Source organism: Leptospira sanjuanensis (assembly GCF_022267325.1).
Lineage (GTDB): Bacteria > Spirochaetota > Leptospiria > Leptospirales > Leptospiraceae > Leptospira > Leptospira sanjuanensis.
In genome coordinates, this window is record NZ_JAIZBG010000001.1 from 2,168,597 (window position 1) to 2,195,579 (window position 26,983).

The 26,983-nt window shown below is 45.5% G+C and carries 28 protein-coding genes; 16 read left to right on the top strand and 12 right to left on the bottom strand.

The annotated features are described in order from the left end of the window. Positions 1-50 precede the first annotated feature (50 nt). From LFX25_RS09800 to LFX25_RS09810, 3 genes are all read right to left on the bottom strand, one after another. Positions 51-818, bottom strand: a complete 768-nt coding sequence (locus LFX25_RS09800) for an enoyl-CoA hydratase/isomerase family protein (protein ID WP_238730077.1) — start codon at positions 816-818, stop codon at positions 51-53. A gap of 122 nt (positions 819-940) precedes the next feature. Continuing rightward, on the bottom strand, positions 941-1,729 hold the full coding sequence (locus LFX25_RS09805) for a LolA family protein (protein WP_238730078.1): 789 nt from the start codon (positions 1,727-1,729) through the stop codon (positions 941-943). 18 nt (positions 1,730-1,747) lie between these two features. Then, a complete protein-coding gene (locus LFX25_RS09810) occupies positions 1,748-3,757 on the bottom strand; it encodes a tetratricopeptide repeat protein (protein ID WP_238730079.1) in 2,010 nt (669 codons plus the stop codon). Between the two features lie 134 nt (positions 3,758-3,891). On the opposite strand from LFX25_RS09810, the gene LFX25_RS09815 reads away from it, so the two are divergent. The 5 genes from LFX25_RS09815 to LFX25_RS09835 all read left to right on the top strand — a co-directional run bounded on the left by LFX25_RS09815 (position 3,892) and on the right by LFX25_RS09835 (position 8,615). Then, positions 3,892-5,181 (top strand): hypothetical protein, encoded by a 1,290-nt coding sequence (locus LFX25_RS09815; protein ID WP_238730080.1) that lies wholly within the window; start codon positions 3,892-3,894, stop codon positions 5,179-5,181. Continuing rightward, positions 5,156-6,286 (top strand): cysteine desulfurase family protein, encoded by a 1,131-nt coding sequence (locus LFX25_RS09820; RefSeq protein WP_238730081.1) that lies wholly within the window; start codon positions 5,156-5,158, stop codon positions 6,284-6,286. Before LFX25_RS09815 ends, LFX25_RS09820 begins: the two co-directional genes overlap by 26 nt. A 63-nt stretch (positions 6,287-6,349) precedes the next feature. After that, entirely contained in the window at positions 6,350-7,036 is a 687-nt protein-coding gene (locus tag LFX25_RS09825; protein WP_238730082.1) for an LA_2272/LA_2273 family lipoprotein, read from the top strand. A gap of 122 nt (positions 7,037-7,158) precedes the next feature. Next, entirely contained in the window at positions 7,159-7,866 is a 708-nt protein-coding gene (locus LFX25_RS09830; protein ID WP_238730083.1) for an LA_2272/LA_2273 family lipoprotein, read from the top strand. A 2-nt stretch (positions 7,867-7,868) separates the two neighbouring features. Next, entirely contained in the window at positions 7,869-8,615 is a 747-nt protein-coding gene (locus LFX25_RS09835; protein ID WP_238730084.1) for an LA_2272/LA_2273 family lipoprotein, read from the top strand. A gap of 166 nt (positions 8,616-8,781) precedes the next feature. Here the strand turns inward: LFX25_RS09835 and LFX25_RS09840 are convergent, their stop codons facing one another. Further along, positions 8,782-9,927 (bottom strand): deoxyguanosinetriphosphate triphosphohydrolase, encoded by a 1,146-nt coding sequence (locus LFX25_RS09840; RefSeq protein ID WP_238730085.1) that lies wholly within the window; start codon positions 9,925-9,927, stop codon positions 8,782-8,784. A 123-nt stretch (positions 9,928-10,050) separates the two neighbouring features. Between LFX25_RS09840 and LFX25_RS09845 the strand changes: the two genes are divergently transcribed. Genes LFX25_RS09845 through LFX25_RS09855 form a run of 3 tightly spaced genes read left to right on the top strand, consistent with a single transcriptional unit; the run spans position 10,051 to position 11,759 of the window. Then, the gene (locus LFX25_RS09845) at positions 10,051-10,665 is read left to right on the top strand and encodes a DedA family protein (RefSeq protein ID WP_238730086.1); all 615 of its coding nucleotides are present in this window, start codon (positions 10,051-10,053) and stop codon (positions 10,663-10,665) included. A gap of 45 nt (positions 10,666-10,710) precedes the next feature. Beyond that, on the top strand, positions 10,711-11,265 hold the full coding sequence (locus tag LFX25_RS09850) for an HNH endonuclease (RefSeq protein WP_118955702.1): 555 nt from the start codon (positions 10,711-10,713) through the stop codon (positions 11,263-11,265). Then, positions 11,262-11,759 (top strand): LIC11661 family lipoprotein, encoded by a 498-nt coding sequence (locus LFX25_RS09855; RefSeq protein ID WP_238730087.1) that lies wholly within the window; start codon positions 11,262-11,264, stop codon positions 11,757-11,759. Before LFX25_RS09850 ends, LFX25_RS09855 begins: the two co-directional genes overlap by 4 nt. On the opposite strand, the gene LFX25_RS09860 is transcribed toward LFX25_RS09855, so the two are convergent. The 3 genes from LFX25_RS09860 to fliS are packed head-to-tail and all read right to left on the bottom strand — an operon-like array spanning position 11,746 to position 13,109. Then, entirely contained in the window at positions 11,746-12,243 is a 498-nt protein-coding gene (locus LFX25_RS09860) for a DnaJ domain-containing protein (RefSeq protein ID WP_238731565.1), read from the bottom strand. The genes LFX25_RS09855 and LFX25_RS09860 overlap by 14 nt on opposite strands. Beyond that, positions 12,237-12,656 (bottom strand): hypothetical protein, encoded by a 420-nt coding sequence (locus tag LFX25_RS09865; protein ID WP_238730088.1) that lies wholly within the window; start codon positions 12,654-12,656, stop codon positions 12,237-12,239. The genes LFX25_RS09860 and LFX25_RS09865 overlap by 7 nt, the downstream gene beginning before the upstream one ends. 3 nt (positions 12,657-12,659) lie before the next feature. After that, entirely contained in the window at positions 12,660-13,109 is a 450-nt protein-coding gene (gene fliS / locus LFX25_RS09870; RefSeq protein WP_069607446.1) for a flagellar export chaperone FliS, read from the bottom strand. A 302-nt stretch (positions 13,110-13,411) separates the two neighbouring features. On the opposite strand from fliS, the gene purN reads away from it, so the two are divergent. The 5 genes from purN to fsa all read left to right on the top strand — a co-directional run bounded on the left by purN (position 13,412) and on the right by fsa (position 17,682). Then, positions 13,412-14,038 carry a phosphoribosylglycinamide formyltransferase gene (gene purN / locus LFX25_RS09875; RefSeq protein WP_238730089.1) on the top strand — a complete coding sequence of 209 codons (627 nt, stop codon included), beginning with the start codon at positions 13,412-13,414 and terminating at the stop codon, positions 14,036-14,038. 3 nt (positions 14,039-14,041) lie between these two features. Continuing rightward, positions 14,042-15,577: a bifunctional phosphoribosylaminoimidazolecarboxamide formyltransferase/IMP cyclohydrolase gene (gene purH, locus LFX25_RS09880; protein ID WP_238730090.1), complete on the top strand. Its 1,536-nt coding sequence runs from the start codon at positions 14,042-14,044 to the stop codon at positions 15,575-15,577. A gap of 1 nt (position 15,578) precedes the next feature. Beyond that, positions 15,579-16,205: a hypothetical protein gene (locus tag LFX25_RS09885; RefSeq protein WP_238730091.1), complete on the top strand. Its 627-nt coding sequence runs from the start codon at positions 15,579-15,581 to the stop codon at positions 16,203-16,205. Between the two features lie 30 nt (positions 16,206-16,235). Further along, positions 16,236-16,961, top strand: a complete 726-nt coding sequence (locus LFX25_RS09890; protein ID WP_238730092.1) for a hypothetical protein — start codon at positions 16,236-16,238, stop codon at positions 16,959-16,961. Between the two features lie 76 nt (positions 16,962-17,037). After that, a complete protein-coding gene (gene fsa, locus LFX25_RS09895; RefSeq protein WP_118955709.1) occupies positions 17,038-17,682 on the top strand; it encodes a fructose-6-phosphate aldolase in 645 nt (214 codons plus the stop codon). A gap of 439 nt (positions 17,683-18,121) precedes the next feature. Here the strand turns inward: fsa and LFX25_RS09900 are convergent, their stop codons facing one another. From LFX25_RS09900 to LFX25_RS09910, 3 genes are read right to left on the bottom strand one after another with little or no spacing between them, the layout of a single operon-like run. Continuing rightward, positions 18,122-19,162 carry a DUF1574 domain-containing protein gene (locus LFX25_RS09900; protein WP_238730093.1) on the bottom strand — a complete coding sequence of 347 codons (1,041 nt, stop codon included), beginning with the start codon at positions 19,160-19,162 and terminating at the stop codon, positions 18,122-18,124. A 14-nt stretch (positions 19,163-19,176) separates the two neighbouring features. Continuing rightward, positions 19,177-20,595 carry an MBOAT family O-acyltransferase gene (locus tag LFX25_RS09905; protein WP_238730094.1) on the bottom strand — a complete coding sequence of 473 codons (1,419 nt, stop codon included), beginning with the start codon at positions 20,593-20,595 and terminating at the stop codon, positions 19,177-19,179. Continuing rightward, complete coding sequence (locus LFX25_RS09910; protein ID WP_238731566.1) at positions 20,592-21,326, bottom strand: pseudouridine synthase; 735 nt, start codon at positions 21,324-21,326, stop codon at positions 20,592-20,594. The genes LFX25_RS09905 and LFX25_RS09910 overlap by 4 nt, the downstream gene beginning before the upstream one ends. A 115-nt stretch (positions 21,327-21,441) precedes the next feature. Between LFX25_RS09910 and lipA the strand changes: the two genes are divergently transcribed. Both lipA and LFX25_RS09920 read left to right on the top strand, forming a co-directional pair. Further along, complete coding sequence (gene lipA, locus LFX25_RS09915) at positions 21,442-22,347, top strand: lipoyl synthase (RefSeq protein WP_238730095.1); 906 nt, start codon at positions 21,442-21,444, stop codon at positions 22,345-22,347. Continuing rightward, complete coding sequence (locus LFX25_RS09920; protein WP_238730096.1) at positions 22,335-22,628, top strand: hypothetical protein; 294 nt, start codon at positions 22,335-22,337, stop codon at positions 22,626-22,628. Before lipA ends, LFX25_RS09920 begins: the two co-directional genes overlap by 13 nt. Before the next feature lie 221 nt (positions 22,629-22,849). Here LFX25_RS09920 and LFX25_RS09925 read toward each other — a convergent pair whose 3' ends face one another. Continuing rightward, positions 22,850-24,019 carry a lipoprotein LipL45 gene (locus LFX25_RS09925; RefSeq protein WP_238730097.1) on the bottom strand — a complete coding sequence of 390 codons (1,170 nt, stop codon included), beginning with the start codon at positions 24,017-24,019 and terminating at the stop codon, positions 22,850-22,852. A gap of 101 nt (positions 24,020-24,120) precedes the next feature. Further along, entirely contained in the window at positions 24,121-25,329 is a 1,209-nt protein-coding gene (locus LFX25_RS09930) for a PQQ-dependent sugar dehydrogenase (RefSeq protein ID WP_238730098.1), read from the bottom strand. 184 nt (positions 25,330-25,513) lie between these two features. Here LFX25_RS09930 and LFX25_RS09935 point away from each other — a divergent pair, with 184 nt between their 5' ends. After that, positions 25,514-26,833, top strand: coding sequence for a radical SAM protein (locus LFX25_RS09935; protein WP_238730099.1), 1,320 nt, complete (start codon positions 25,514-25,516; stop codon positions 26,831-26,833). Positions 26,834-26,983 lie beyond the last annotated feature (150 nt).

Sequence of the window (26,983 nt, forward strand, 5' to 3'; positions counted from 1 at the left end):
AGCCGGCATAAAACCGGCTTTTTGATTTTCGTATATTCTAAAATTAGAATTTACTGAAATACGGGCCTTCTTCTTTCGAGAATGGACTTCATTCCTTCCTGACCGTTTCGGGAAAAAACCGCCTCGGATAGAAGTTTTACGTCTCGTTCCGCGTTGTGTTCAGCAAACATACGAACCGGATCGCGGAGAGCGATTTTAATTCCAGTAACCGAGCCCATAGCCATGTCCTTGAATTGATCGCAGTATTTACGCGCGCGCACGAGAAGATCCTCGGAAGATGCGGCAACCTCGTCGATCAAACCGATCTCGAGCGCTTCTTCCGCTTTGAGTCCTTTTCCCGAATACAAAAGATCTCGTGCCTTTGTGATACCCACGGTTTCTTTCAACATAAACCCGGCGACCGAAGGAAAGTTGATTCCGATTTGAGATTCTGGAAAACCGAGTCTTCCTTTTTTTTCAACCATGATTCTATAATCGCAAAAGATCGCATAAACGGCGCCGAGCCCCATGGAATGTCCGTTCATCGCGCAGATCAGAGGTTTTTCAAAAAAGAGAAGTTTGGAAGCGGTGTCGAGAGCAAGACGAAGAACGTCTTGAATCTCCGCCAATGTTTTTCCCACGAAAATTTCCGGATTGAATCCGTTGGAAAAAAACTTCTCGTTTTTGGAAGTAAGGATCACCGCTTTGACGGAAGGATCTTTTGCAGCTGCTTCCAACTTTGCGGAGATGACTTTAAAGAATTCTCCGTCGAGGGAATTGACCTCGTTGGTTTCGATGTAGAGTTCGAGAACGTGATTGTTTTTAATTTCGGAAAGCATTTTCGCTCCTTGGATTCATAGTAGTTCGAATCGTTTGAACGTGCGTTTAAACGATTCGTTCTTATTCCGGATTTTTCCAAATTGAATCCGGAAAGAATGTTGTAAATCTCGATCTTGGTTTTTTAAAACTGAAATTTGGACGCCGGAATCGTTTCCGACAAAGCGATCTTTTTCATTTTGATCTCGATCTTGTTCTGATCCGAATTCGTGTTCGGTTCCACGATTCTTGTGATCGTAGTTTTCGGAGGAAAAGAAATCGTTCCCTGCACTTTCGTAATCGCCTTGAGATTGCTTTTTTTGGAAAGAAGTTCCACGGAACTGATTCCAAAATCCGTCATCCAAAACGTAATGTCCTCTCCCGGTTTTTTGACGAGAATGGCCTTTTCCGAAAGATTTACGAAGATGGGATCGTTCCCCGCAAGTCCGGAACTGTTGTTGGAAAGCAAAGAATACAAAACCGGAAACGGAATCGTGGATTGTTTTTTGCCGCTCGGATCTTTAAAAAGAATATCGCCCATCGGAAGAACCTGCGGCCCTCCGTTTGCGGTCTTGATATGAATCGAATTCCCGTCCGTATAAACCCGGGAAACGATCATTCCGAAAAAAGGATCGGAAAGTTCGATGTACATCTTTCCCGAAGGTTTGTCGTAATAGATTTTTCCGTCCGCGGAAAAACTTTCCTTTTTCGGAACGAAATTTTCCACACGCATGGAGAATTCCCCCGAATAAGATGAATTCTTCGTTTCCAAATCGCGGACCGATTTTAAAACACGCGCCGCATCCGGATTTTTGGAAGAAAGGAATTTCAGATTTCCCTTATCGGGAAAGGAAATCTCCTCGATCTGTTGACTTGTACATCCGATCGCGAAAAGAGAAACCATTAGAATTGTTGCATAAAGAGTCTGTTTCATAACTTGAATTTTCCGAGATTATTTTCCGGGTTTAAGACCGGAGTGTTCCGAAGATCCGTTTTGCAGTTTTTTTTGAATCCTGGAAATGTCTTCCTTCTTCTTAAATAGTTTGAGGCTTTTTTCCCAATAGGCGGTCGCGTTTCGTCCTTGGTTTTTTTCCTTATAAACGTCGCCGATATGTTCCAGAATCACGGGGTCTTCTTCCCCTTTGTCCTTGAGAATCTGATAGGCAAGCTGCAGATGCAAAAGCGCCTCGTCGAGATTTCCTAATCTGAAAAATATCCAACCGAGGCTGTCCTGATACGCTTCGTTGTCCGGAGCGAGTTCGACCGCTTTTTGAACCAGCGCGAGGCTTTCTTCCAGACGAATCCCCTTTTCCGAAAGATAATATCCGAGATAGTTGTAAGCCATCGGATTTCCGGGATCGATTTCGATGGACTTTTTCAGATCCTTTTCCATGGATTCCTGTTGTTCCAACTTCTCATGGACCGAAGCTCTGTAAAAATAATAGACTCCGTTTTGCGGATCGGTTTCGATCGCAGCATTAAATTCTTCTAATGCTTCTTTGTATTTTTCCCTCGAAGCCAAAACGATCCCGAGCAGATAACGCGCATAAGACATTCCGGGTTGAGTTTTCAATACGTTTCGAATGATCGCTTCGGCTTCCTCTTTTTTTCCGGGAGGTTCGGCGCGGAGCAAATACGCGAGATGCAATTGAAACTTGAGCTTGTCCTCTTCCTTTTGCGCTTTTTCGGCGGCTTTGCGCGACATCAAAATCGCCCGGTAGATGGAACCGGATTGTTCGTGACAGGATGCGAGAAAATCATAGATTTCCGCTTCTCCCCATTCCAAAGCGGAATCAGACGCGAGCAACGCACGATTGGCCGTTCGTTCCGCGAGTTCGAACTGCTGCATATTGAATACGAGTTCAGCGACTTCTCGAAGTTCCTTCCGATACAAGGAAGAATTCTTCTCCTTTTCGTAGATATCCAACATTGCGAGACGAACCGCGAGTCTGCCCGGAAGTTTTTCCTTTACGGGTTGAAGAATATTCTTCGCTTCCGAATATTTCCCCAAAAGAACGAGATACAACCCTTCCAAAACGCTTCCTTTCGGGATTTTGGACTGCTGATTCAGAATATTAAAATATTCGAATGCGGTAGCCTTACTTTCGATGAAATACATCTCCGCCAAAAGGTGTTCCACCGAGGAAAGATTTTTTTTGGATTTGAGGATCTTATTCAGTTCCTTTCTCGCGGAAGAGAATTTACCGAGCTGATTGTAGATCTTGGCAAGTGTCAATCGCGCCGTAATATCGCTCGGATTCTGCTGGACGTACGAAGTCAGAAAATACAAGGCCTTTTTGTTTTGACCGTTCGCGAAATACATTTCTCCGAGTGATTTGTCGACGAAGGATCTGTATTTCGGATTTCCTTCCCGGTTGCGAATCGAATCGCTGAGAGACGTTAAATACAGAATCGCTCTCGGATAGTTTTTGAGTTCCTGATTGAGGGAACCCAAAAGATATAAGAAATCGGAGTCGTCCGGAAATCGACTCAGATTCGCTTCGAGATAATCGCTGGATTTCTGGAATTCACCGACCCGAATCAGAATTCTCGCTTTTAAAAGATACGCGTCCCTGAAGTTTGCATCCGTGAGAATCGCCGCGTCCGCTTCCTTTTCCGCGTTATCAAACTGACCGAGATAAAAATGCACGTTGGCCTTGGCTACTCTCGAAACCGGAGAAACCTTTCTTTGCAGAACGTCCGAACATCGAATGTATTTTTCATAATGCTCGACGGATTCTTCGTAGCTCTTTCGGGATTTTTCCTGAGAAGGAATCTTTGCGGCGTCGGTTTGTTTTTCAAACGCGAGCGAAAGAAAGAATTCCGGCGCAACCGTCGACCCGGAATACTCGCATTCTTCCTGAGCATGCAAGACAGTCGTAAAGAGAAGAAGCAGCGCGCAAAACGAAAGAAAACGGAAACCGGGAAGTCGGGAAGCGATTGTATTATTTGCTTGATTCATTCAGGTAATCGGACAGATTTGAAAAGAATGTTCCACGAAACAGGAACCATCCTCTCAGCAGGTCCGGAATTTCATTTTGCAACCGATCCGTCCAGGAGTCGAATCAATTTTCCAACGCGTAGGAGTCTCCCACTTTGTTAACTTACATTCGGGAAAATCGAAAGTATGTCTTTCTCTTAATTCTCGTTTGGGCGATCGCCGCGGCATGGATTCTTCCGAACAGATATAAATTATTGAGTAAACTCGCCCTGATGATTCGACCGCCGGGCTACGATCGCCAAACCGCCGAAGAATTTATCGAAAAGGGAGACGCGATTCTTCAAAGGGAAATCGCCTATCAGGATTTAGGGGAAAGAATTCCCGATCTCGAAATTCTGAAAGAAGCTTGTTTGTACTATTATTCTTTGAGTGAAAGAGATACGGTTTTATACAGACCGTCCTGGACCGATTCTATGTCGATCTGGAGATTCAAGGATTCGGGTATGAGGGAAGAATCCTCCGAGAAAAAAATTTCTTCCAAAACGAAATCCAGAAATCCGATCACGGGAAGTTTTAATCCGGGAGAATATTGGAAGGTCGCCTCTCCGAACGTTTTGGAAGCGCTCGACTATTACAAGCGAGCCTTGAATTTTTCCGGACCCGATTTTTCCGTTCCGAAAAAGATCGAAAAGACCGCGCTCGCCGTTTGCAGACCGGAAGAGGTTTTACTCGCCTACGCAGACTACGTTCGCAACACGGAAGAAGCGGTTCGAGTTGCGATGGAGAAAAAGAAAAAACCGAAATCTTTTTTTTCCTGCGCTAACAACGAAGAGCCGGATAACGTATTGACCGAAAAACAAAATCAGATGCGGGTTTGGTCCCAGATCAAATCGAATTCGTTCGTGATCGATCCGGATCGAAATCTCAAAGTAAACGCAAACGATTTCAAAAAAGCGTTGAACCTTCTCGCGTTCGGAATCTATAGAACCGGCCTCAATTCGATTTCTCCCTTGGAGGCGGACGGAATTTTGGAAAAGCTGTTGTTCTTTTCCGATCCGGGCACGGTCGAATACGATGAATTGCTGTTCAAACGGGGAATGCTCAATTATCAACTCGGCAAACGCGATCCGTTCTTTTTCAACAAAGCGATTTTTTATTTCACCGAAGCGGCCCGATCGGAACTTTTGGACAAAGGCTCCGTATTCGAATCCAAATTGATGATCGTCCGCGCTGAAATCCGAAAAGGACAACTCGATTCCGCGCTTTTGGAATTGCAGAAACTCGAAACGGATCTCTACACGATCGATAAAGCGTATCGAGTGACTGGCAGCGGAAGAAGCGATCTCGTAGAAGACAGAAAAAAACTTCTTCGATACGTTTTACGAAAAAAAGGAAGATACGAAGAAGCGGACGAACTCTATGTCGAAGAAGATTCGTTATTTTGATTACAACGCGACGCATCCTCCGTTCGCGGAAGTGATTTTAGAAGTTCAAAAGGATTATCTCGATGACTTCTATAACCCTTCGGGCGCGACCCGATTCTCCTTAGCCAGACAAGGAAAGATAGAATCCGCTCGAAAGACCCTGGAGGATTACACCGGAAAACCCGCGAAAGAATTCGTCTTTTCCTCCACGGGAACGGAGGCGAATCATTTGATGACGCAGGCGATCCGCGGTAAGTTTTCCGGTTCCGCGATCGTATCTTCTTTGGAACATTCCTCGATGTATTCCGCGTTGGAATTTGCCGGATTTACGTTTCGAAAAATACGTTCGAATCCGAACGGAACCGTCGACCTGACCCATCTCGAAACATTGTTAAACGAAGAAGCCGCTCCGATTTTCGTTCTTCACGTAGCCAACGAATCCGGAGTCGTTCAACCGATCGAAGCGATTTCCTCTCTTGCAAAACGATTTTCCGTTCCTTTGTTTTCCGATCTGATGCAATCCTTCGGGAAACTGGAGATTCCATTCGAACTTCTCGACGGGTTTACGTTTTCCGGTCATAAGATCGGAGCCGGAATGGGCGCCTCGGGAACTTGGGTGCAAAGCGACCTCGTTTCCGAAAAGGAATTCGCGATCTTTCACGGCGGCAATCAGGAGAACAATCACAGAGCCGGAACGGAAAATTCTCCCGCCATACTCGCTTTTTCCGAAGTTTTAAAGAGAAGAATTCCCGAACAAAAAGAAAAGCTGGATCGAGCTGAACGGTTTCGGACAAAGATTGAATCCGTTCTGGAAGAATGCGGATGTATTTTAATCGGAAAGGAATCGGCTCGGATTTCCACGACTTCCTTCTGTCTATTGCCAACGGACGACGTGGATTTTTTTATGATGGGAATGGAAGAATCGGGCTTTGTCGTTTCCACAGGCTCTTCCTGTAAATCCAGATCTAGAGAACCGGCTCCTTCCCTTCTTTCCATGGGCTATTCGGAAGAAGAAGCTCTTCGAGCGATCCGCATTTCGACAGGCTGGTTTACGACCGAGGAAGAAGTGGACGAACTTTGCCTGCATATCCGCAAAGTCCTGCGAGCCTTGACGGACGATTTATAAGGAAAGGATCTCGTTTGGGTTTACAAAATCTTCTTTCATGGATAACGAGAATCAGGTGAAACTATGATACGAATCTTCATCCATTCCGTTTTTCTAATATTCTTCTCTTTGATCAGTCTCGATTGCGGAATTGCCCTTACCACTCGGGCGACCCTAAAACTTCCTCCGCAAACGAAAACGGAAATTCTTCGAGTCAATGTGATCTACGGCGAAACGTACCGTATGCACGGATTGAATCTCGGATTCGCGAATTTCGTTCAAAAGGATTTGATTGGAATACAACTCGGAATCGTAAACGGGGCTGAAGAAGGTACGGGAATTCAAATCGGCGCGATCAATAATTCGAAGCCTTCCTTCGCTCTTTTGAAGATCGGAATTCTTAATTTGAACTTCTTTTTGGATTCGGGGAGACCGCAACCGGGAGACACACCGGAAAACCGAGAACGCAGAGTAAAAGGAGATCTTGCTTTTTCCGTCGGCGTCGCCAATCTTGCAAGCGGCAAAGTGAATTTCGGATTATTCAACTACGGATACGGCTTCAACGCGGGGTTGATCAATTGGAACGGGGAGGGTTCCGCCGTCTCGATCGGCGCGGTCAACATCGGCGAAACGGAGAATTTTCAGATCGGAATTCTTAACTTTTGCAAAGAAGGACCGATTTCCTTCATGATCGTCGCGAACTATTGCAGACCGGGTTGGACGGAAAACTCCTCTGCAAACGAAAATACATTCGCACCGGAAACAAAATAAATTCTTTCCAAACAAAATTCGAAAAAAGTCTTTTTAAAAAGTTTAGAACCCTTTCCTTTCGAAATAATATTGACAACGAATTTTCTTCGGTTCCAATTACGTCGCACAATCTAACACGAATCATGAAATACAAAATCAAACCTACCGTTTATCTCTTTTCCCTTTTAGCCTGGATCGCGACAACTAACTGCGGTTTTGCGCTGACTCCCCGGATCACGACTCGGATTCCACCCAAAACGGAAACGGAAGTATTCCGCTTAAACCTTCTCTATGGAGAACTCAAAAATCTCGCAGGGGTGAACGTAGGCGTCGTCAATATCGTGGAAGACCGGATGATCGGCGGCCAACTCGGGATCGTAAACTTCTCCGAAAAAAAAACATACGGAGCCCAAATCGCTGTCGTTAATTTATCCGAGAACAAAGGGGCCGGGATTCAGGCGGGGATCGTCAATTATTCCAAGGGAGAATCCAGCGGAATTCAAGCCGGAATCGTCAATATTGGAAGTCAACGATCCGGATTCGATATTACCATCGGTGCCGGAAACTTTGACACGAAAGGACTGATGATCGGAGGCGTGAATCTATATTCGAACGGTGTCAACATCGGAATTCTCAATGAAAAAGCGGGAGGCTTTAATCTGGGGGCTTTGAACATCAAAAGCGGCGGCGTCAACGTAGGAATTCTCAACGGAGGGAGCGGTATCCATATCGGTTTGATCAACTCCGGCGGCGAAGAGGAAACGGACGGACCCACGATGCAGTTCGGACTTTTAAACTTCTGCGGAAAAGGAACCTTTCCCATTATGATCGGATTCAACTACTGTAAATAACAATGAAACATACAAATTCTAGAATATTCAAAATTCATTTTTTATCTCCAGCTAAATTTTCGATTTTTCTTTTTTTGCTGAGCTGCGGAGTCACGGGATTCACGAACGAACATTCCGTCGTCCGCGTTCCCGTAAAAACCGAAACCGAAGTCTTTCACGCCAACTTTCTCCATGGAGAAGTGAAAAACTTATACGGACTGAACTTAGGAGTCGTCAACATCATCAAAGAACGATTGATCGGCTTTCAAGTGGGAGGCGCGAACGTCTCTGAAGGAAAAACCTATGGGGCGCAGGTCGGAGTGATCTATAACTCCGCAAAAAAAGGCGGTTTTACCGTTCAAGCCGGAGTCGCGAACAATGTGGAAGACGGCGGAGCCGGAGTTCAGGTCGGCATCTATAACAAAGGCGAAAACAAAGGCCTCTTTATTACGGCTGGCGCCTACAATAGAGGCGGAAGCGGAGCCAACGTAGGATTGATCAACAACGAGGGATTCGGCTTGAATGTCGGCGGATTCAACTACGGCTACGGAGTCAACGTCGGCGTAATCAATTCCGGAAAAGGACTCAGCATCGGGGCTTTGAACCTCGGAGAAGACGGAAATCTTCAGATCGGGATTTTGAACTTTTGCACGGAAGGTCCGTTCCCGATCATGATCATTGTGAATTATTGTTCTAAACCGGCGGAAACGATCGAGCCCAAACCGGCGGCGACAAAGGTCGACACGAAGATCGCCCCGGCCGACAAGTAAAACAAGAAATCCCGAACGAAGAATTACCGAGCATCCAAATTGCGCGTTTCTAAACGAAATACTGCTTCGAATCTAAAAACGGCGCGACTCGAAACCGAAAGCCGACTTTTCAAGGTAATATTCAAAAAATAGAACATTTTATTTTTTGAATATTCGAAAATCTGCTTCAAGGCAAGGACTGATAAATTCTTTCGGCATATCGATCGGTCATCCCGGCCACATAGTCGCTGATGACCCGATGCAAGGATTCGTCTTCGATTCTTTCCTTATACGTTTCCGGAATCTTTTCCGGATGTTTTAAAAAGTAATCAAAGAGGGATTCGATGACCTTCTTACCATAATCGCTCATACGAACGAGATCCTCGTGACGATAGAGCTTTTCGAACAAAAATGATTTTAATTCTCGAAAATACGAATGGATCTCTTCCGAAAAGGATGCGATGCGAATGTTTTGTTTCCATAGAAGCACCAAATCCTCGGTGGACCGCACCTGATTTTTTTCCAATTGTTGAGAAATATTTTGGATCAGATCGGAAACCATGGAATTCGTAAGGGTTCGAATCGCGGTTCGCACGAGAATTTTTTCGCCGGCGTCCTTGTATTGCAACTTGCAATTTTCGTAAACTTCTTTCCAAAACCGATTTTCCGATAAGTCTCCGAGATGAAGATAACCCATCTCCCAACCGTCTTCGATATCATGACTCGTATACGCGATTTCATCCGAAAGATCGGCGATCATTCCTTCGAGCGACGGCCCGCTTTCTTTTCTTTCCAACAACATCATCGAAGGATCGTAATCGGTTCCGTGTTTCATCAAACCTTTGAGAGTTTCTCTACAAAGATTCAAACCGGGGAAGTTCGGATATTTTTTTTCGATGGCGGTTACGATTCTAAGAGATTGTTTGTTGTGTTCGAATCCTCCGTGATCCTTCATCAAACCGGATAATACTTCCTGACCGGCGTGACCAAACGGAGTATGACCCAGATCGTGCGCCAAAGCGATCGTTTCGGATAAGTGAGAATTGAGTCCGAGAGCGCTCGCGATCGTTCTGGAAAGTCCCGCGACCTCCAAAGTGTGAGTCATTCGATTGCGGTAATTCTCCCCGACGGAAAAAATAAACACCTGGGTTTTGTATTGGAGCCGTTTGAACGCGCTGGAATGAAGAACCCGATCCCGGTCTCTTTGAAACGGAAGACGATAGGAATGTTCCTCTTCTTCGTAGATCCTTCCTCCGTTATTCGCGCTGGAAATCGCATAGGGTGCAAGTCCCTCTTTTTCTTTTTGAATCAAATCGTCTCTGGAAAAGTACACGTTTTACAAAATTTCGAAACTTTTCCGAAAAGTCCCCCCACTTTTTTTGTTTTGTTTACTGCTATTTTACGGGACACGTTTTTTACTGTCCTTGAAATCCTCAACCAAGGGACAGCGCAAAGAATGGAATTCTTAAATATTCTCGTGAATCTCTTTTCGGAATACGGATATATCGCCGTCTTTTTAGTTCTCATTCTCTGCGGATTCGGACTCCCCGTTCCCGAAGATATTTCCTTGGTTTCCGGCGGAGTGATCGCCGGTTTCGGAAAAGCCGATCCTCATTCTATGTTTCTCGTCGGTATGGCGGGAGTTTTGATCGGCGACAGCGCGGTTTTTTTAATCGGAAGAGTTTACGGAGTCCGCGTTCTTCAAATTCCGATGATCTCCAGAATCGTTACACCCGAACGATTCGCAAAGGTTCAAGACAAGATCGCCCGTTACGGAAACTGGGTTACTTTTATGGCTCGCTTTATGCCGGGTCTTCGTATGCCGATTTATCTCACGGCGGGGACTTCCGATCGAATTTCCTTTTATCGTTTTGTCGCGCTCGACTTTATGGCCGCCGTAATTTCCGTTCCCGTTTGGGTTTATTTGGGATATTTCGGCGCTTACAACTTCGATACGTTGATCGCCTGGGTTCACCAAGGTCAACTAACGGTTCTCGGACTTTTAGGAACGTTCGCTTTGTTGTTCGGAGTCGTGTATTGGATTCGCAAGAAACGATCCGTCGACCCTTGAGAATTTCTTTACATCTTCCGACGATCGGTTATTTTTTGACCAGTTATGGACATTCTTGCGCAGCCGGTGCTTGTGCTGAATGCCGGTTACGTCCCCATCGGGATCCGGTCGGTCAAAGACGCCCTTATCCTGATCATTCTTGAAAAAGCCCAACTCATCAAGGATGATAAAAATTTTTTAATCCGCTCTGAAAAACTCAAATTCACCGCGCCCCGAATCATTCTTCTTCGAGACTACTACCGAGTTCCTCCGAGAAGGGATCGAGTCTCCCGCGAAAATATCTTTCAACGGGACAACTATCACTGCGTTTATTGCGGAAAGAAATTTCCGGGTTCAAAACTCACTCTCGATCATGTGATTCCGCGTAGCCGATGGGATCATGTTCCGAAAAAGGAAAGGCCGAAGGAATTCAATTCCTGGGAAAATCTTGTAGCGGCCTGCAAACACTGCAATACTCGAAAAGGAAACAAGCTTCTCGCCGAATTGAAGTGGGATTTACCGAAAGAAAATCGGGTGACACCGAAGCTACGCTTTCCACTCTTCTCAATATCGGATCAGCAGGCGGAGAAGTTCGGCTGGCGGGAGTATATTTCTTTTTGAAACGTCTTTATCCATTCTTTCTAATTGCGTTTTGTTTTTTTTTCTGGGGCTGCCCTCACTATTCCACCACGCGCTTGATCTCCACGCCTCCGACCCTGATCAGCATCGTGCCGATCGCGACGGGATACGAACTGCGCTTGAGAGCGGGAAACCCCGAACTTTTTTTTAGCGGATATAGATTGTTTGTCGCGAATACGGAAAACGATTCGAGATTTCCCGCGGATATGAACACAGGAATCGATTGTGTGAACGGACTTTTAAACCTAATCCCAAACCAGCCTTTGGAATATTCGATCGAACTCAGTCCGAATAGCGGTCCGCTGGCAGCGGTCGGAACGGGAGAAAACGCGAATCGGATCTGCAAGATGAACGTGACCTTAACGAGCGGTCAGTACATCACTCTTCGATCCGAGGTACTGGTGATCAGCATTCGAAACGGAGCGGCGTCCGGTTTCGTATTTTCCATGCCTTCCAATTCTCTTAGGGTGCCTTAAACCAAACCTCGATTTTGTGAAGCGTATCCTTTGCGTCTGCGACCCAAATGCTCTGCGGATACGAAGCGATCAGAGTTTCAAAACCGGACTTGGAAATTTCGAGCGAATGCCTCAACTTTCGAAGCGCCGGATTCTCCTCTCCTTTTAAAAAGATGGGATTGCCGTCCGTGAGTTTATAATACTCGTGAATCGCCGAATCGTAGATTTCCCTCGCCTGTTTGTAGAGGGAGTATTCCGCATCCTTGGAAGTTTTCGATTGTGAAGAAACGGCCGCAGAAGGAACATTCGTTTTTTTGAATGTTTTTTGTTCGAGATGCGCCGATAAGACGTCTCTGTATTCGATCAATTCCTTGAACAAGGAATCGCTGGAGAATTCTCCCGTGTCGGGATGATATTTTTTGGAAAGAAAGTAGAAACGGTTTTTTAGATCCTCTTCGCTGAAGTCCGGGTTTAAACCCAGAAACTCCAAGGCTCTTTCTAGCAGGTCCCCGTGTTCCAATAGTCTTTTCTGAGATGTTTCTTGAGTTGGATCTGGACTTGAACTTGGTTGAGTTCCTTCTGGTATTCCTTCAAAATCTCTTTCATTCTTTCTTCGACTTGAGAATGGAGAATTCTGGATTCTTCCATTTTTTGAAAGAGACATTCCGTGAGTTCGATGAGTTCCAAGGATTGTGGAACTCCCTCTTCCATCCGTTCGATCTTTCGGTCGATGGAACAAAGTTTGTCGATGATCGTGATGTTGAAATCTTCTATCTTGGCTCCGCCTTCTCCATCTCCGTAACCCAACACTTCCATCTGACGCTTTTGATTGGAGATCAACTGATCCAACAAAAGAATCTTATCCCCGTAAAGGATGATAAGGCTACGGTCCCGATCGATTGAACCCGAGTTCGACAAGTTTTAACCCTGGATGGATAAACCGCTTCCGCGGCTGCCTTGGAACGGAGCCGAAACGACGTTGGACTTTTCTTTTTTCTCGATTTCTTCCCAAGCCGATTTCAGATCTTCCATGTATTTGATGATTTCTTGAATGATTTCGGAATCCTTCTTCATATTCGCTTCTAGAAGGCGTTTTTTGATGTAAACGTAGATTCCTAGGAGGTTGTTCGCCACTTCCCCGCCTTGTTCCAAATTGAGGGCAAGCATGAGTTCGGTTACGATTTCTCCGGCTTTGAGGATATGATTGTTAACCACATCGTACTTCCGGGGAGTGTTATTCTCCAGAGCGATATTTAAGAAACGAATCGCGCCGTCATACAGCATAACGATCAGTTTTCCCTGGCTGACAGTCGAGATTTCGTTGGATTTGTATTGTTCAACGGTCGCTGTGGATTTTCTGGCAAGTGACATGTATCTCTCCTGAAATACTCTTCGACAAAAACTCTTGCCTCCTTAATGCTGGGTCTGAACATTCTTGCGGTTTCTCTCAAAACTTTAACGTCGTTCGAAACCGGAAAACTCAGAAAAAACTTCCGTGGAAATCGTTTGGAATCAATATTTCTACGGATCTGGCACGGATTTTTTCTTCTCGGAGGAAAATCCGCCCAACGTTTTCAGCCTGCTCTCAGGAGTTCCGCATGAAGTTCCCGAAATACCGCCGGATTACGCCGAAAGCTCGGGAGCCGTTCTGATTTTACTCGGATTGAATTTTCTTGGCAAGTCTGTTTACTAAACCTAAAAAAAAGATCGTATTCTTAGCCTCGGGCCGAGGCTCCAATCTCAAGGCCGTTTTGCAAAGTCTCAAGGCCGGAAAAATCGCCGGAACCGCAATCGCACTGATTTGCGACAACCCCGACGCAAAGGCTCTCGAAATCGCCCTGGAATTCAAACTCCCTTCTCACGTTCTAAACTTCGCTTCGTTTTCCGATAAAGGAGAATATCACAAAAAACTTCTCGGCCTTTTGTTGGAACTCCAACCGGATCTCATCGTGACCGCGGGTTATATGAAGATTTTGAAGCCCCCGGTTATTCAAGCCTTTCGTCATCGGATCATCAACATTCACCCTTCTCTTCTTCCCGCCTTTCCGGGACTGAACGCGCAGAAACAAGCCTTTGAATACGGCGTCAAGATCGCGGGCTGCACGGCTCATTTCGTGGATGAAGGAGTGGATTCGGGTCCGGTGATTCTCCAGGGGGTCGTGAAAATCGAGGAAGGAATGTCGGAAAGAGATTTGACTCTGGAGATTCTCAAAGAGGAACATAAAATCCTGCCACTCGCGGTTCAATACTTTTGCGAGGATAGGCTTACGATCCAAAATAGAAAGGTCAACATCCGATAAACAATGATACAAATCAAAAGAGCCCTGATCTCCGTCAGCGATAAATCCGGTTTAGTAGAATTCGCACAATTCTTGCATCAAAACGGCGTGGAAATCATCTCCACGGGCGGAACCTTAAAACTTCTGAAAGAAAACGGAATCGCGGCGATCGCGATCGACGACTACACCGGTTTTCCCGAAATTCTCGACGGCCGCGTAAAAACGCTTCATCCGAAAGTTCACGGAGGTCTTTTGGGAGTCACTTCCAATCCGGCTCACAAACAGAAGATGGAAGAATTAAAGATTCCTAAAATAGATTTGGTCGTGGTCAATTTATATCCGTTCTTAAAAACCGTTTCCAAACCGGGCGTTCAACTGGAAGATGCCATCGAAAATATCGATATCGGCGGACCTTCCATGATCCGAAGCGCGGCTAAGAATTACAAACATACTCTCGTTCTTACCGATCCGAACGACTACAAAGAAGTGCAGACGTTGATTGCATCCGGCGGCGTTTCGGAAGAAGTCGCGGCGGGTTATATGAGAAAGGCTTTTTCTCATACGGCGATGTACGACACCGCGATCTCCTCCTGGTTCAACAAACAAGCGGGTGATACGTTCCCGGACGTTCTCAATCTTTCCTTTCTCAAAAAACAAAAACTCAGATACGGCGAAAATCCTCACCAAGCGGCGGCGTTCTATGAGCCATTGTTCGTCAAGAGCGACTTTGCTCCTTTGCAAGGGAAAGAATTGTCGTTTAACAACATGCTGGATTTCGACGCGGCGTTTCATATCTCCAGTCTTCTTCCCGAAAACACGGTCTGTATCATCAAACATCTCAATCCTTGCGGAATCGCATACGCGGACGATCCTTTGGAAGCGTATCAACTCGCGAGGAGAACCGATCCGATTTCAGCGTTCGGCGGCGTGATCGGCATCAAAGGAATCGTAAGCGGAGAATTGGCGAACGTAATCACGGAAAACTTCGTGGAAGGAGTGATCGCGCAGAAGTTCACTCCGGAAGCGTTGGAAATCTTTTCCAAAAAGCCGAACGTTCGTCTAATCGAAATCGAAGACTTCAAAGAAGCTCTCGACGAATTGGATCTTAGACCGATCCATCACGGTTTGCTCATACAGGATCGGGATTACACCACGATCACCGAAAAAGATCTAAAAATAGTCACTAAAAAACAACCTACGCCCGATGATATTCGTGGTTTGATGTTCGCGTGGTCTTGTGTTCGTTTTATCAAGTCCAATGCGATCGTTTACACGGAAGAAAATGCGACTCTCGGAATCGGTGCCGGACAAATGTCCCGGGTCGACTCGGTGCAGTTAGGCGCCAACAAAGCCTTGAACGTCGGACTTTCCGTTGTCGGTTCTTATGTTGCGAGCGATGCATTCTTTCCGTTTCGAGACGGGATCGACGCGCTCGCCAAAGCGGGAGCGAAAGCGATCATCCAACCGGGAGGTTCGGTTCGGGACGCGGAAGTCATTCAGGCAGCCGACGAACACGGACTCATTATGGTATTTACAGGGATGAGGCACTTCAGACACTGATATGGAATTTCTACTCTATCTAATCTTTTTCGGAATCCTTTCGGTCGTGCTCGTACTAGTGAGTTATTACTTTAAACTTCTCTTTCTTTCGGGAAGAGAATCCTTCGAAAGATTGGAATTGATAGATTGGATTCGGATCGTTCCGGACGAACTGATCAAACTGTTGGAATCCAACGGAAGCATTCAGTACGGAGCGATCGCATTCTCCGTTTCCGCCTTCGTGTCTTACCTCTGGACACTGCTCGGCGGAATCATCGGCGCACCGCATTACGCGGACGCATTTGGAAATTATTTCTTTCTTTCATTTTTATTGCCGGTAACTCTTTTAACGACGTACGGGGTTCTTGTCGAGTTGGTCCTCAAAGACCTTCCTTCCACGAGTCCGAATCACTTTCTGGTCCGGTTCTTCGAACAGGAAGTCACGATACTCAGCGGATCTTCGATTTCGGTAATCGCATCCAACCTGGCCGTTTACGGACTGTTTCACGAGATTCCGTTTTTATTCGTTCTTCCGAATATTTCGATCATCGCCGTTTTGCTTGTTTTACGTTGGAATGGAAAGGTTAGGATCGGCGGAATTCAGTTTGCGGGTCAGAAAAACCGTTTTCAGGAAGAAGATTCTGAATAGGTTTCGACCGAAACTGCCGATAGAAACACTATGAGAATCTTTGTTCTTCTTTTCTCCCTGATTCTGGCTCCGGCCGTTTTATATGCGCAGCTTCCGGACGAAGGTCCGAACCGGAGACAACCCACGAACACGAACCAACAAGCGATCAACTTGTTGGAAGGATTCGCCGAATCCTCTTGGGGAGAAAGTTACGCGAACCTACGCGAAAAGTTTCTTTCGTTATCCACCAATCCTCAAAACGACGAGAAGGTGGAAATCGTTTTCGAAGATAAGGAGAAAACGCTTCTTATCCGAAGAAACGGAATTCTATATTCGTATCGTTTTTATTCCACGCCGAAAATCGTAATCGATTCCAGGCCGAAAGAGCAAAGACCCGCTCCTACCGCGGAAAACAAATCGGAGATGGAGGATGAAAATCATTCTTCTCCCGGAGTTCTTTTTTCCGTGGGAGTTTTGTTTCGTTATCTTCCCGGAAAAGACGTTCAACAAAAGTTGGAACAGAAATACGGAAAACCGAAAAAAGAATCCTTAGCGGAAAACAAAATCGGCGGCGCGGTTCTTTGGGAAAAAACGGACGAGAAACAATCTCCTCCTAAAGGCGGCTACGTCGTTCAGTGGAAAGAGGCTTATAAAAAAATGCCTTTTACGAGAAGAGTGGATTATTTCAGTTCTTCGATCAAATTTCAAATCGAAAAAGAATACAAAGAATTCTTCAGCGCGGAAGAAATCAAAACCCTTCGCGATTTGATTCCATAAAACCGAAGAATTTCAATTGACCACCATCTAGCTTTCCCCGCATGCTCTAAGCATCCTATTTTCTCGGAGCATGTCAGTGGAATTATACCTCGATACTGCAAACATAGACGAAATCAAAGAAATCGCATCCTACGGCCTCGTGGACGGCGTAACCACAAACCCTTCCATCATTGCGAAGTCGGGAAGAAATTTTAAAGAAGTCATCAAAGAAATCTGTTCCATCGTTCCCGGACCCGTGAGCGCGGAAGTTCTTTCCACAAAATACGATGGAATGTTGAAAGAAGCTCTCGAACTTGTTGAGATCGCGGAAAACGTTGTCATCAAGGTTCCTTTGATTCCGGAAGGTCTCAAAACTGTCGTTGAATTAACGAAAAGAAATATTCCGACGAACGTTACTCTTTGTTTTTCAGCGCCACAGGCGCTGCTCGCGGCGAAAGCGGGTGCCACCTTTATTTCTCCGTTTATCGGACGAGTGGACGACACGAGCTGGGACGGAATGGAACTGATCTCCGAGATCAGAGAAATCTATGACAACTACGGATACGACACGAGAATCCTCGCAGCTTCCATTCGCGGCCCTATGCACCTGAAAGAATCGGCATTGAGAGGAGCTGATTGTGCAACTATGCCCCACTCCGCATTCTTACAACTCTTCAAACATCCATTGACCGACATTGGATTGGAGAAGTTTTTAGAAGATTCTAAAAAGCTAAAGTGGTGAAAACCGCCGTATGAGAAACGGTAGATTAAACCGTTTGGTATGGAGTCAAGGATTGATCTAGGAATGAAAAACCGATTCTTGGATAGATTAGATACCGATCAATCTACCATTTTTCTACAATCAAGGTGGTCACGAAAAAAACCCTCGCCTAAAAACGAGGGTTTTCTTTTTTCGATTCCGATCATAGAACTCGGCAATTCAAAACTGTGGGAACTCATACGAATATCCCGCAGTTTGAATATTTCGATACTTTAGCACGGATAAAAACAGCAAAAAGTGTGGGAACTCATGCAAATCTTTGTTTCACCGAAAAACTAAATTCGCGAACGAGTCGTCCTTGATACAATTGTGGGAACTCCTACCGATTCGAAAATTCAAAAGTAGCTCGTCCTTTTTCAAATACAGGCTCAACGAAAAACGAAATGCTCCGACAAAAGGCTTATCGAACAGGAATTTTTTTAAATCCGTAATAATCATCCGTCATCAGCTTCATGGATTCTAAAAAGCACATGATCGATTGATGGGAGGCGTCGTAAAACAAATCGCAGGAAGTCTGCGTGTTCAAATCCACGGGAACCGCGGAATACTTTGCCGCAAGATCCTGCATCTTAGGCCACCAGGTCTTTTCCATTTCCAGTTCGTAATACCGTTTTTGATATGTTTTGTAGACTTTCGGCCAGATCAAATAAACCTTCACATCGTTTTCGTGCGCCAATTTGAGAAATTGTTCCACAAAGAAGAACTGAGTCTTCCCCAGAGTAAAGGTGGAAAGATATAGGTTTCGGATTCGAACCGCGTCTTTTTCCAAACGATCCGGATCGTTTAGAAAGGTCGTATACGCGAATTGTTCTCCATTCTTTAAATTAAGAATCACATAATCCGTATTAAACGCAGGATTGTATTCGCTTAACTTCTTCTCTTGAAATCTTTTGGAAAACAGCTTCAAATCCGGATTGATTCTTCGAACCGCAAAGAGCCTATCCAAAAAAAGTTTCTTTCGGTCCTCGAAGGAAATCTGATCCAAATATTTGAGAAGAAACTCGTCGTCCGCTCCGTATTTCAAAAACGGATCGTAGAAAATCCCCTTCGTGTCATCGAAACCTTCGGGACTAACCACGTAAAATACGAGTTTCGGCTTGATTCCTTTGGAAATGATCTTTTCGAACCAATACAATCCGTAAGCGGGAACGGCCTGCGGACCGGAAAAATTATAAAGAACCCAGTCTTTCTGAAACTTCTTTTCGATCCCCAAAACCGAATACGGATACGCTCTTGAATCGCCGAACGCAAGCGCTAAGGACTTGTTTTCCAAGTTCTTATCCTTGCTGAGTTTTTCGAACAAGGATTTTCTCTGCGTATAATAAACCGTATTACCCGCTTGGATAAAACTCTTTTGGAAATATTCGAGAGTGAATATCTTGTCCAAACAAAATACGAAAACTAAAAAAAGAACCGGATAATAGATGTAGAATTTCTTCATTGATAAAAACCCGTTTAAAACCTTGAGTAAAAGAAGTCCGCATTACCCGCGTTCATTCCGACCATGATAAAAAGAATCAGAAGTCCCAAGATCGGTAAAAGTCTCGCTCTCCAAAGTTCGGGAACGGAAAAACGCTCCGGCCATTCTTCACCGACGTGGAACAAGAAAACGAAGAGAAGCATATACACTCCCGTTTCCAAACCGGCCAGAGCTTGACCGCTCTGAAAGGTAAGGATTCTTCCGATGGACGAGAGCGCGGAGTTGAAATCAGGGGTGAAAAAGAAAGTCCATGAAATCGAATACACAAGCAGAACGAACAAGTAACGGAGAGTCGCTTTGACATACGGGATTTCAGGAAGAACGTTCCAATTCTTCACTTCAAACAATCGTTCCAAGGAAAGATAAACTCCCGTCAAGAGACCCCAGATCAAAAAGTTCAGGTTCGCACCGTGCCAGAGTCCGCCTAACATAAACGTAACGATAAAGTTCACGGCGGTTCTGAATTCTCCCTTTCGAGACCCGCCTAACGGAATGTAGATGTAATCGCGAATCCAATAGGAAAACGTTAAGTGCCATCTTCTCCATAGATCCCCGAAACTCTGAAAGAAAAACGGAGCCTTGAAGTTTTCGGGAAGATCGAATCCCATCAATTTTCCGATTCCGCGCGCCATATCGGTGAGCCCCGAAAAGTCGAAGTAAAGATTGGCCGCGAACAAAAAGCAGGTCAAAAGGAGCGCGATTCCGGAATAGTCCTTCGGTGATAAAAATGCGGGCGCGATCAAAGGCAAAATCGCGGCGGACAAAAGTCCTTTTTTTACAAGTCCTCGCAGAAAAAGCCAAAGACCGTCGATCATTTTAGACGGGGTCATCGTAGGAGCCGCGAACTGATCCCGGACTTGATCGAAACGTAAAATCGGACCCGCGATCATCACGGGAAAGAAAAAGATAAACGAAAAGAAATCCGTTAAACCGACATTCTTGTTAAACCCTTCCCGCTTGGAATCCACCGCCAAAGAAATCAACTGAAACGTGTAATAACTGATCGTCGCGGGCAACACGACTTCGAAACCGGTAAGGCCGAACAAAGCGGAAACCTTAGCGTCGAGCGCGGTTTTTTCCTGAAGCGCGGGAATCGATAAAACGAACCCGACAAACTCCATGAGTAAATAAAAATATTTGAATAAACCTAAGTTGAGAAGATTTAAAACCACCGCGGCCTTTACATACCAGGACTTTTCGCGGCAATAGCGGTAAAGCGCCCAGTTCGCAAAAACCACCAGAATCAAATGAAACAGAAAGTTAAGACTGAATACCGAATAAAAGAATGCAGAACCCAGAATCAAAAGAAACTTTCGGCTCTTTTCCGGAACGTTCCAGTAAAGAAGATAAAACACCAAAAAAAATAAAAGAAATTCTATGCTGATAAAATTCATTCCCAAACCCCTGCGTCTTGGAGAAGGAATTTACCTTCTTCCAAACCCAGCTTTTCTAGTCGTATCGAACCTACGCGGATTCTTTGCAGATCCACCACGCTCGCACCGGATGCGTGAAACATCCTTCGAATCTGTCTTTTTTTTCCTTCCCCGAGAATGACGCGGTATACGCAACTCTTCCCGGGAACGAGTTTAACCATCTTTGCACGCAGAATTTCCCCTGCATCCAAAATCCCTTTTTGAAACGCCGCCTGAATCTGCTTTTCTCCCGGATCGTATTTGAGAGTTACGAGGTATTCCTTTTCGGAACCGTTGGACGGGTGTGAAATTCTCTGTGCTAAATCGCCGTCGTTGGTTAAAATCAAAAGCCCTCTGGAGTTCAAATCCAATCGGCCCGCGATTTTATAATTTTTAAAGGCGGAAGGAAGAAGGGAGAATACCGTTTTTTCATGAAAACGATCTTGATGCGAACAGAGATAGCCGACCGGTTTGTTCAGGATCAGAAGTTGTTTCGGCTCCGTTCCCTGTCGAAGTATATCACCTCGGTAAGAGACAACGTCCGTTTCCGGGTTCACACGGGTTCCTAGATCGGTGACCTTTTTTCCGTTGATCACGATCTGACCGCCGAGAATGATTTCCTCGACCTTTCTTCTCGAACCGAGTCCGCAATCCGCGAGAAAGCGATTGAGACGAATTCCTTCCGGGGTGTTCCGATCATCCTTGGATTGCATGGATTCTTCCATTCCGAAATGTTTCAAAAAATCTTCTACCCAAAACTTTCGTTGACCTCGTCCTCCTTCGCGGCAGGATAGAAGGGAAAGCTCCGTTTTTTCGGACCCGTATTGTATGAACCCTCTCAAAAAAAAGCCGCGTACTCATTCGATTCAGGAAGCGCCGGAAAAACCGGATTGGCTCAAAGTAAAGCTTATCTTTCCCGATCGCCAAAACAACACCGTCGCGATCGTTCGCGATTCTTTAGAAGAAAAAAAACTCAATACGGTCTGCGAAAGCGCTTCTTGTCCGAACTTAAATCACTGTTGGTCCCGTAAAACGGCGACTTATATGTTGGGAGGCGATATCTGCACGCGACGTTGTTCCTATTGCGACGTTGCATCCGGCAAACCGGCACCTTTAGATCGGGACGAGCCGAAACGAGTCGCCGAATCGGCGATCGCGCTCGGGCTAAGACACGTTGTGATCACGGCCGTAAACCGGGACGATTTGGAAGACGGAGGCGCCGCACATTTTGCGGAAACGGTGGAAGCGATTCGAGCGGGACTTCCCGATTGCAAGATCGAATTGCTCGTTCCCGATCTCAAAGTAAAACAAGAATCCTTGGAAATTATTTTCAAAAGCAAGCCTGACGTTTTCAATCACAACGTAGAAACCGTCAAACGTCTGTTTCCCGAAGTTGCCCCTCAGAAAAAATACGAACGTTCTCTCGAAGTTTTAAAGATCGCGTCTGAACGCGGTTTTTTGACGAAAAGCGGTCTGATCTTGGGAATGGGCGAAACCGTGGAAGAAGTCAAAGAATGTATGTTAGACTTAGCAGAAGTCGGCGTTTCTCTTTTGACTCTGGGACAATATCTGCAACCGACTCCGACGCATCTTCCGGTAAAAGAATACATTCTTCCCGAAGTGTTTCAAGAATTGAGAATTTACGGTAAGTCGATCGGGTTGAAGGGAGTGTATTCGGGGCCTTTGGTCAGAAGCTCTTATCACGCGGACGAGCAAGTCTCATGGAATCCGTAGAACACTTCGGTCCCCCGCCTGAAGACATTAAGAGACTCCTCTATCATTCCATCATTTCCTATCTTTCCGATAAACAAGGTCCCGTCAGCCGTTCCGAAGTGAAGGATCTTTTGGAAAAGACGATCAATCTGATTCCGAACCTGGAAGCGCATTGGGCGGAAATCAATCGCTTTGGTAAGAATAAAATGATTCTTCATTGGGAAAAAAAGGTAATGCTGATCGATATGGAAGAAATCTTAGAATCGATTTTGATTCTATGGAATCAAAAGTTCGAGGGTTGATTTTTCCTCCGATTCAAAGATCCTCGCGCAAAAAACTCCGCAAAATCTGAAATCGTGAAACGAAGTCGTAGTGATAGAAGACGGCTATCAGAGCTTATTTCATAATCATGGATTTTCTTTTCCGAAGAAATGGATAAGAACCCGAGTGCAGTCGTACAAAGAAAAACCCGAGGTTTTACGCCCGGGTTTTTTCCACCTGATTTCAGGTTCAGTCACTGTTATCAGAATTTAGCTTTCGTTTGGAAGTCGTAGATTACTTCTTGAACATCCGCTTGATTGATCTTCTTGATACCTTGTTCGGTATGAACGATCATCGTTGATCCTTGTTGATCCACGATTGCACCGATCATAGAAGATCCGTCAGTCATGATGATCTTTTCGATTCTTTCGTAGTAGCTTACGATATCCTTGCTGGATTTCAGCTCTTTCGGAGCGGAGATCAGGATTTGTTTGAATTTCTTAGCTTCTTCTTCTTGACGAGATGCAACTTCTGTTTCGAGTTTCTTTCTCTCAGCTTCCAGAGCGGCCGCTTTTTGTTCGTCAACCTTTCCGGAAGATTCTTCGTTGATACGAACCATCTTTTCCGTCGTGTCTTTGTCCACGGTTACGATCGTTCTGATCTCTTCTTCTTCTTTCTTGGAGATTCCGGAATTATCCAGTTTCTTTACGACGCCACTAATATTCTTTTCGCTGATTTTAGAAGCGTCTTTCGCTTCCAAAGATTTATCATCCGCTTTCAACACGGACGCTTGGTTCTTTTCCAAAACGATTTCGGAAGAAGCAACGGATTGCTGGATCTTTTTCAGATCTTCGTCCTTTGCGATCTCTTCGTCGCTCAATCCTTCAAGTGCCGCAACACGAGGAGCAACCGCAACCGCTCCGTCCAAAACTTTTACGACAGCTTTGTCGGATTTAGATCTCTCTACGATAAAGGATGTTCCGCGCACACCAGCGATCGCGGTCGGAGTAACCACGGAGAACTGGTCTTCTTTGGAAGCCTTGTTGACTTTCGCGAAAACTTTTCCGGAAACAAGAGCCAGTCTTGTATCGGAGTTTCCTTTGGAGTTGATCGAAAGTCCGTCAAAGTCGATCACTGAGTTTTCAGAGATACGAATCGCGGAACCGTCCGCAAATTGAATATCAACTTTGGATTTGTCTTTCGTGCTGACTTTGTCGCCGGTCTTCAGACTTGCGCCTAAAGTAGCTTTTTCTTCGGTAAGATCCGCGTGAAGAATTTTAGCTTCTCCAACGCTGAACACAACAACAGCCGAAGGGCTGTTTGCTTTACCGGTATCGGCTGCCTGGGAATTTTCAGTAGGTTTCTTACAAGCGCTGAACACCAGAACACCGGCGGTCAAAACGATTGAGGAAACGATTAAGAGCTTCTTCATACCCATTTTCCTTAAGATTGGATTGATAACAGGACTGCGGTGGTAGGCAGCCTCTATCTATTGTTTCTCAACAGACAATAGAATCGCTTTTTCCAAATCTTTCAATTTTTTTTTATTATGCGAAAGATATTTCCTGACCCGAAATCGGCAAAATACAACTCTCCAGCGCCGTCCTGGCCGAAAGTGCTGATTTGGAACGGGACACGAAACAACAACTCGTTCGAGATCTTTTTACCGTTCTTTTGTCTTAAAATCCAGACTTTTCCCGCCACAAAGTCTCCGTAAATATAACCCCCACTTAATTTAGGTAGTTCCTTTCCCCGATAGACGTAACCGCCCGTTATCGATTGGCCTTCTTCCCTCGGATATTCGTGAATGGGATCGACAAGCTGCGGATTGGAACAGTCCGGATTCTTCTTAAAACAATGAAATCCTTCCTTAATATTCCATCCGTAATTTTTCCCTTTCTGAATCAGATCGATTTCTTCGAATTCGTTCTGACCGACATCGGCTAAGTAGAGTTCGCCGGTCGCGGAATCAAAGGAGAACCTCCACGGATTTCGGAGTCCGTAACTCCAGATCTCCGGCAAAAACCCGGGACGGTTCACAAACGGGTTGTCTTCCGGAATTTTATACGGTGCGCCGGAACTTTGAGGGTTGGGTAGAATGCGAAGCAATTTTCCGAGGAAGGTTCGGGAATTTTGTCCGTTTTTATAAGGATCATTGGCCCCGCCCCCGTCTCCAAAACCGATGTACAACTTACGATCGGGTCCGAACGCAAGTTGTCCCCCGTTGTGATTCGAATAGGGCTGCTCTACTTTGAACAAAGTTCGTTTTGCATCCTCGAGTTTTTGAACCGCGTCATTCTTCCATTCAAATTCGAGAACCTTGGTATAATCTTTACCGCCTTCTTTTACGACCACGTTGACGAAGAATTTCGAATCCGTTGCAAAGTCGGGTGAAAATGCAAGTCCCAAAAGTCCTTCTTCCGATCGGGTTTCGACTTGGCCGGTAAAATCCGCGCGAAGTGTTTTCACCTTTGTCGTTAAATCGACTTCGACGAGCCTACCGCGTTTTTCCAAAACGATCATCCGGTTCGAATTCCCCGGAATAAATTGAATGTCCGTCGGTTCTTGAAAACCGTCGGCTACGCTCGCATACCAGGGAACTACTTCCGCCGAGGGAACGTTCTTTTTCGGAGGAAGGTTCGCAGCGGAGGGTTTCTTTGTTTTTGCAATTCCGGGAGAATGGAACAGGAGAATCGCCAAAATTCCCAGGTGAAAGATTACGGTAAAACGCGGAAAAATCATCCGTCCTTCCTAAGGGCTTTCCGGGATCGGTCAATCGGAATTCCGATTTCTTCTTTTTACTGGATTCGGCCGTTTGCAACGGTTCGATCGGATCGCTGGGAAGAATTCTCCCGTTACCCAGGATGGTTTTCCCGGAAAAAACTGCGTGTCATTTCCGTTCCGCTCGGGATATTGTCTAATCAAGATGGAAGCTACCGATTCAATCCGCCAAAGTTCTACGATTCCCCTCCTGGAAGAAATGGAGAGGAAATACAAATCCATTCCGATGGAAGCCATCGTGAAACAGGATATTCTTAGACAAGGAATCCATTTTCTCAAAGAAGCCTTCGAAGTTTCGGGCGAATACAAAACCAAGGACTACTTTATATTCTCCTTTGATCATATTCCTCTTTCCGAACTCGGAGAAGGCGCGGACGTGAAGGCGCCGGAGGAAATCAAAGTTTCGGGGGGACATTTCAATCTTCTTCCGACCGTAATCTCCACGCGCAATAATCCGAATTCTCCGTATAAAGTGAAAAAGTCTCCGGATGGAAAACCCTCTTTGTATCTCGGGGAAACGTTTTTAGGAAACGTGGAGTTTCCTCCTCTTCCCGCTTGGTATCGTCATAAAACAAAGAACGGAAAAATTCCAGGCGAGATCGCTCCCGTCATCGAATGGGGTTATCTGATTTATCTTACCGTTTTCAGAAACTGTCAGTATTTCGGTAAGGAAGAGGAATGCGCGTACTGCGACATCAATCACAACTATCGTCAACAGAAGAACGCGGGTCGTCCGTATACGGGCGTCAAGGACATAGAAGACATTCTCGAAGTTCTTTCCTGGATCGATGCGGAAGACAGAACTGCGAAAGTTTATACGATCACCGGCGGAAGCGTGATCACCTCCTTAAAGAAAAAAAACGAAATCGATTTTTATCTAGATTACGCACAAGCGATCGAGTCGAAGTTTCCCGGTAGATGGATGGGCAAAATCGTTTCGCAAGCCTGGGAAATCGAGGACTGTCAAAAATTCAAAGACGCGGGAATTCAAGTCTATCATCCGAACTACGAAGTCTGGGATAAAAATTTATTTCAAAAGATTTGTCCGGGTAAGGAAGCTTACATCGGAAGGGACAATTGGATTCGCAGAGTCGTCGATTCCGCGGAAGTATTCGGACCTTCGTATGTGATTCCGAACTTTGTGGGCGGCGTGGAACTTTCCAAACCGTACGGTTTCGCGACCGTTTCGGAAGCGATCGCCTCTACGGGGGAAGGTTTGGACTTTTTCATGTCGAAAGGAATCATGCCTCGGTTCACTGCCTGGTGTCCCGAACCGTACACGACTCTCGGAACCCAAGCGGGTCCGCCTTTGGAATATTTCTGCGAACTTTTGACCGTCTGGAAGGCTACATTCGAAAAGTATAATCTACCGGTTCCTCCCGGTTACGGCGAACCGGGTCCGGGAAAGGCGGTCTTTTCGGTTTCCGCTTTTATGGACGTGATCGGTTATCAAGGTAGAAATTAAGAGTTTGTCCCAATACCGGAATATGTGGGAACTCCTTCTTTTTTCAATCGATGAAACTGTCTTTGAAAAACCAAGAAGCGTAAAATAGACTGTACTTGTGGGAACTATTACGATCTTAGAGCGCGTCTCAATGACATTCCCCGTCTTTAG

Excerpts from the sequence above, each read along its gene's own strand:
- LFX25_RS09830 (WP_238730083.1), top strand. The coding sequence starts at position 7,159 with ATGAAATACAAAATCAAACCTACCGTTTATCTCTTTTCCCTTTTAGCC.
- LFX25_RS09800 (WP_238730077.1), bottom strand. The coding sequence starts at position 818 with ATGCTTTCCGAAATTAAAAACAATCACGTTCTCGAACTCTACATCGAA.
- LFX25_RS09905 (WP_238730094.1), bottom strand. The coding sequence starts at position 20,595 with ATGAATTTTATCAGCATAGAATTTCTTTTATTTTTTTTGGTGTTTTAT.
- LFX25_RS09925 (WP_238730097.1), bottom strand. The coding sequence starts at position 24,019 with ATGAAGAAGCTCTTAATCGTTTCCTCAATCGTTTTGACCGCCGGTGTT.
- LFX25_RS09820 (WP_238730081.1), top strand. The coding sequence starts at position 5,156 with ATGTCGAAGAAGATTCGTTATTTTGATTACAACGCGACGCATCCTCCG.
- LFX25_RS09910 (WP_238731566.1), bottom strand. The coding sequence starts at position 21,326 with ATGCAATCCAAGGATGATCGGAACACCCCGGAAGGAATTCGTCTCAAT.
- LFX25_RS09890 (WP_238730092.1), top strand. The coding sequence starts at position 16,236 with ATGAGAATCTTTGTTCTTCTTTTCTCCCTGATTCTGGCTCCGGCCGTT.
- LFX25_RS09845 (WP_238730086.1), top strand. The coding sequence starts at position 10,051 with ATGGAATTCTTAAATATTCTCGTGAATCTCTTTTCGGAATACGGATAT.
- LFX25_RS09850 (WP_118955702.1), top strand. The coding sequence starts at position 10,711 with ATGGACATTCTTGCGCAGCCGGTGCTTGTGCTGAATGCCGGTTACGTC.
- lipA (WP_238730095.1), top strand. The coding sequence starts at position 21,442 with ATGAACCCTCTCAAAAAAAAGCCGCGTACTCATTCGATTCAGGAAGCG.
- fliS (WP_069607446.1), bottom strand. The coding sequence starts at position 13,109 with ATGTCACTTGCCAGAAAATCCACAGCGACCGTTGAACAATACAAATCC.
- LFX25_RS09900 (WP_238730093.1), bottom strand. The coding sequence starts at position 19,162 with ATGAAGAAATTCTACATCTATTATCCGGTTCTTTTTTTAGTTTTCGTA.
- LFX25_RS09825 (WP_238730082.1), top strand. The coding sequence starts at position 6,350 with ATGATACGAATCTTCATCCATTCCGTTTTTCTAATATTCTTCTCTTTG.
- LFX25_RS09810 (WP_238730079.1), bottom strand. The coding sequence starts at position 3,757 with ATGAATCAAGCAAATAATACAATCGCTTCCCGACTTCCCGGTTTCCGT.
- LFX25_RS09835 (WP_238730084.1), top strand. The coding sequence starts at position 7,869 with ATGAAACATACAAATTCTAGAATATTCAAAATTCATTTTTTATCTCCA.
- LFX25_RS09805 (WP_238730078.1), bottom strand. The coding sequence starts at position 1,729 with ATGAAACAGACTCTTTATGCAACAATTCTAATGGTTTCTCTTTTCGCG.
- LFX25_RS09935 (WP_238730099.1), top strand. The coding sequence starts at position 25,514 with ATGGAAGCTACCGATTCAATCCGCCAAAGTTCTACGATTCCCCTCCTG.
- purH (WP_238730090.1), top strand. The coding sequence starts at position 14,042 with ATGATACAAATCAAAAGAGCCCTGATCTCCGTCAGCGATAAATCCGGT.
- LFX25_RS09885 (WP_238730091.1), top strand. The coding sequence starts at position 15,579 with ATGGAATTTCTACTCTATCTAATCTTTTTCGGAATCCTTTCGGTCGTG.
- LFX25_RS09920 (WP_238730096.1), top strand. The coding sequence starts at position 22,335 with ATGGAATCCGTAGAACACTTCGGTCCCCCGCCTGAAGACATTAAGAGA.
- LFX25_RS09930 (WP_238730098.1), bottom strand. The coding sequence starts at position 25,329 with ATGATTTTTCCGCGTTTTACCGTAATCTTTCACCTGGGAATTTTGGCG.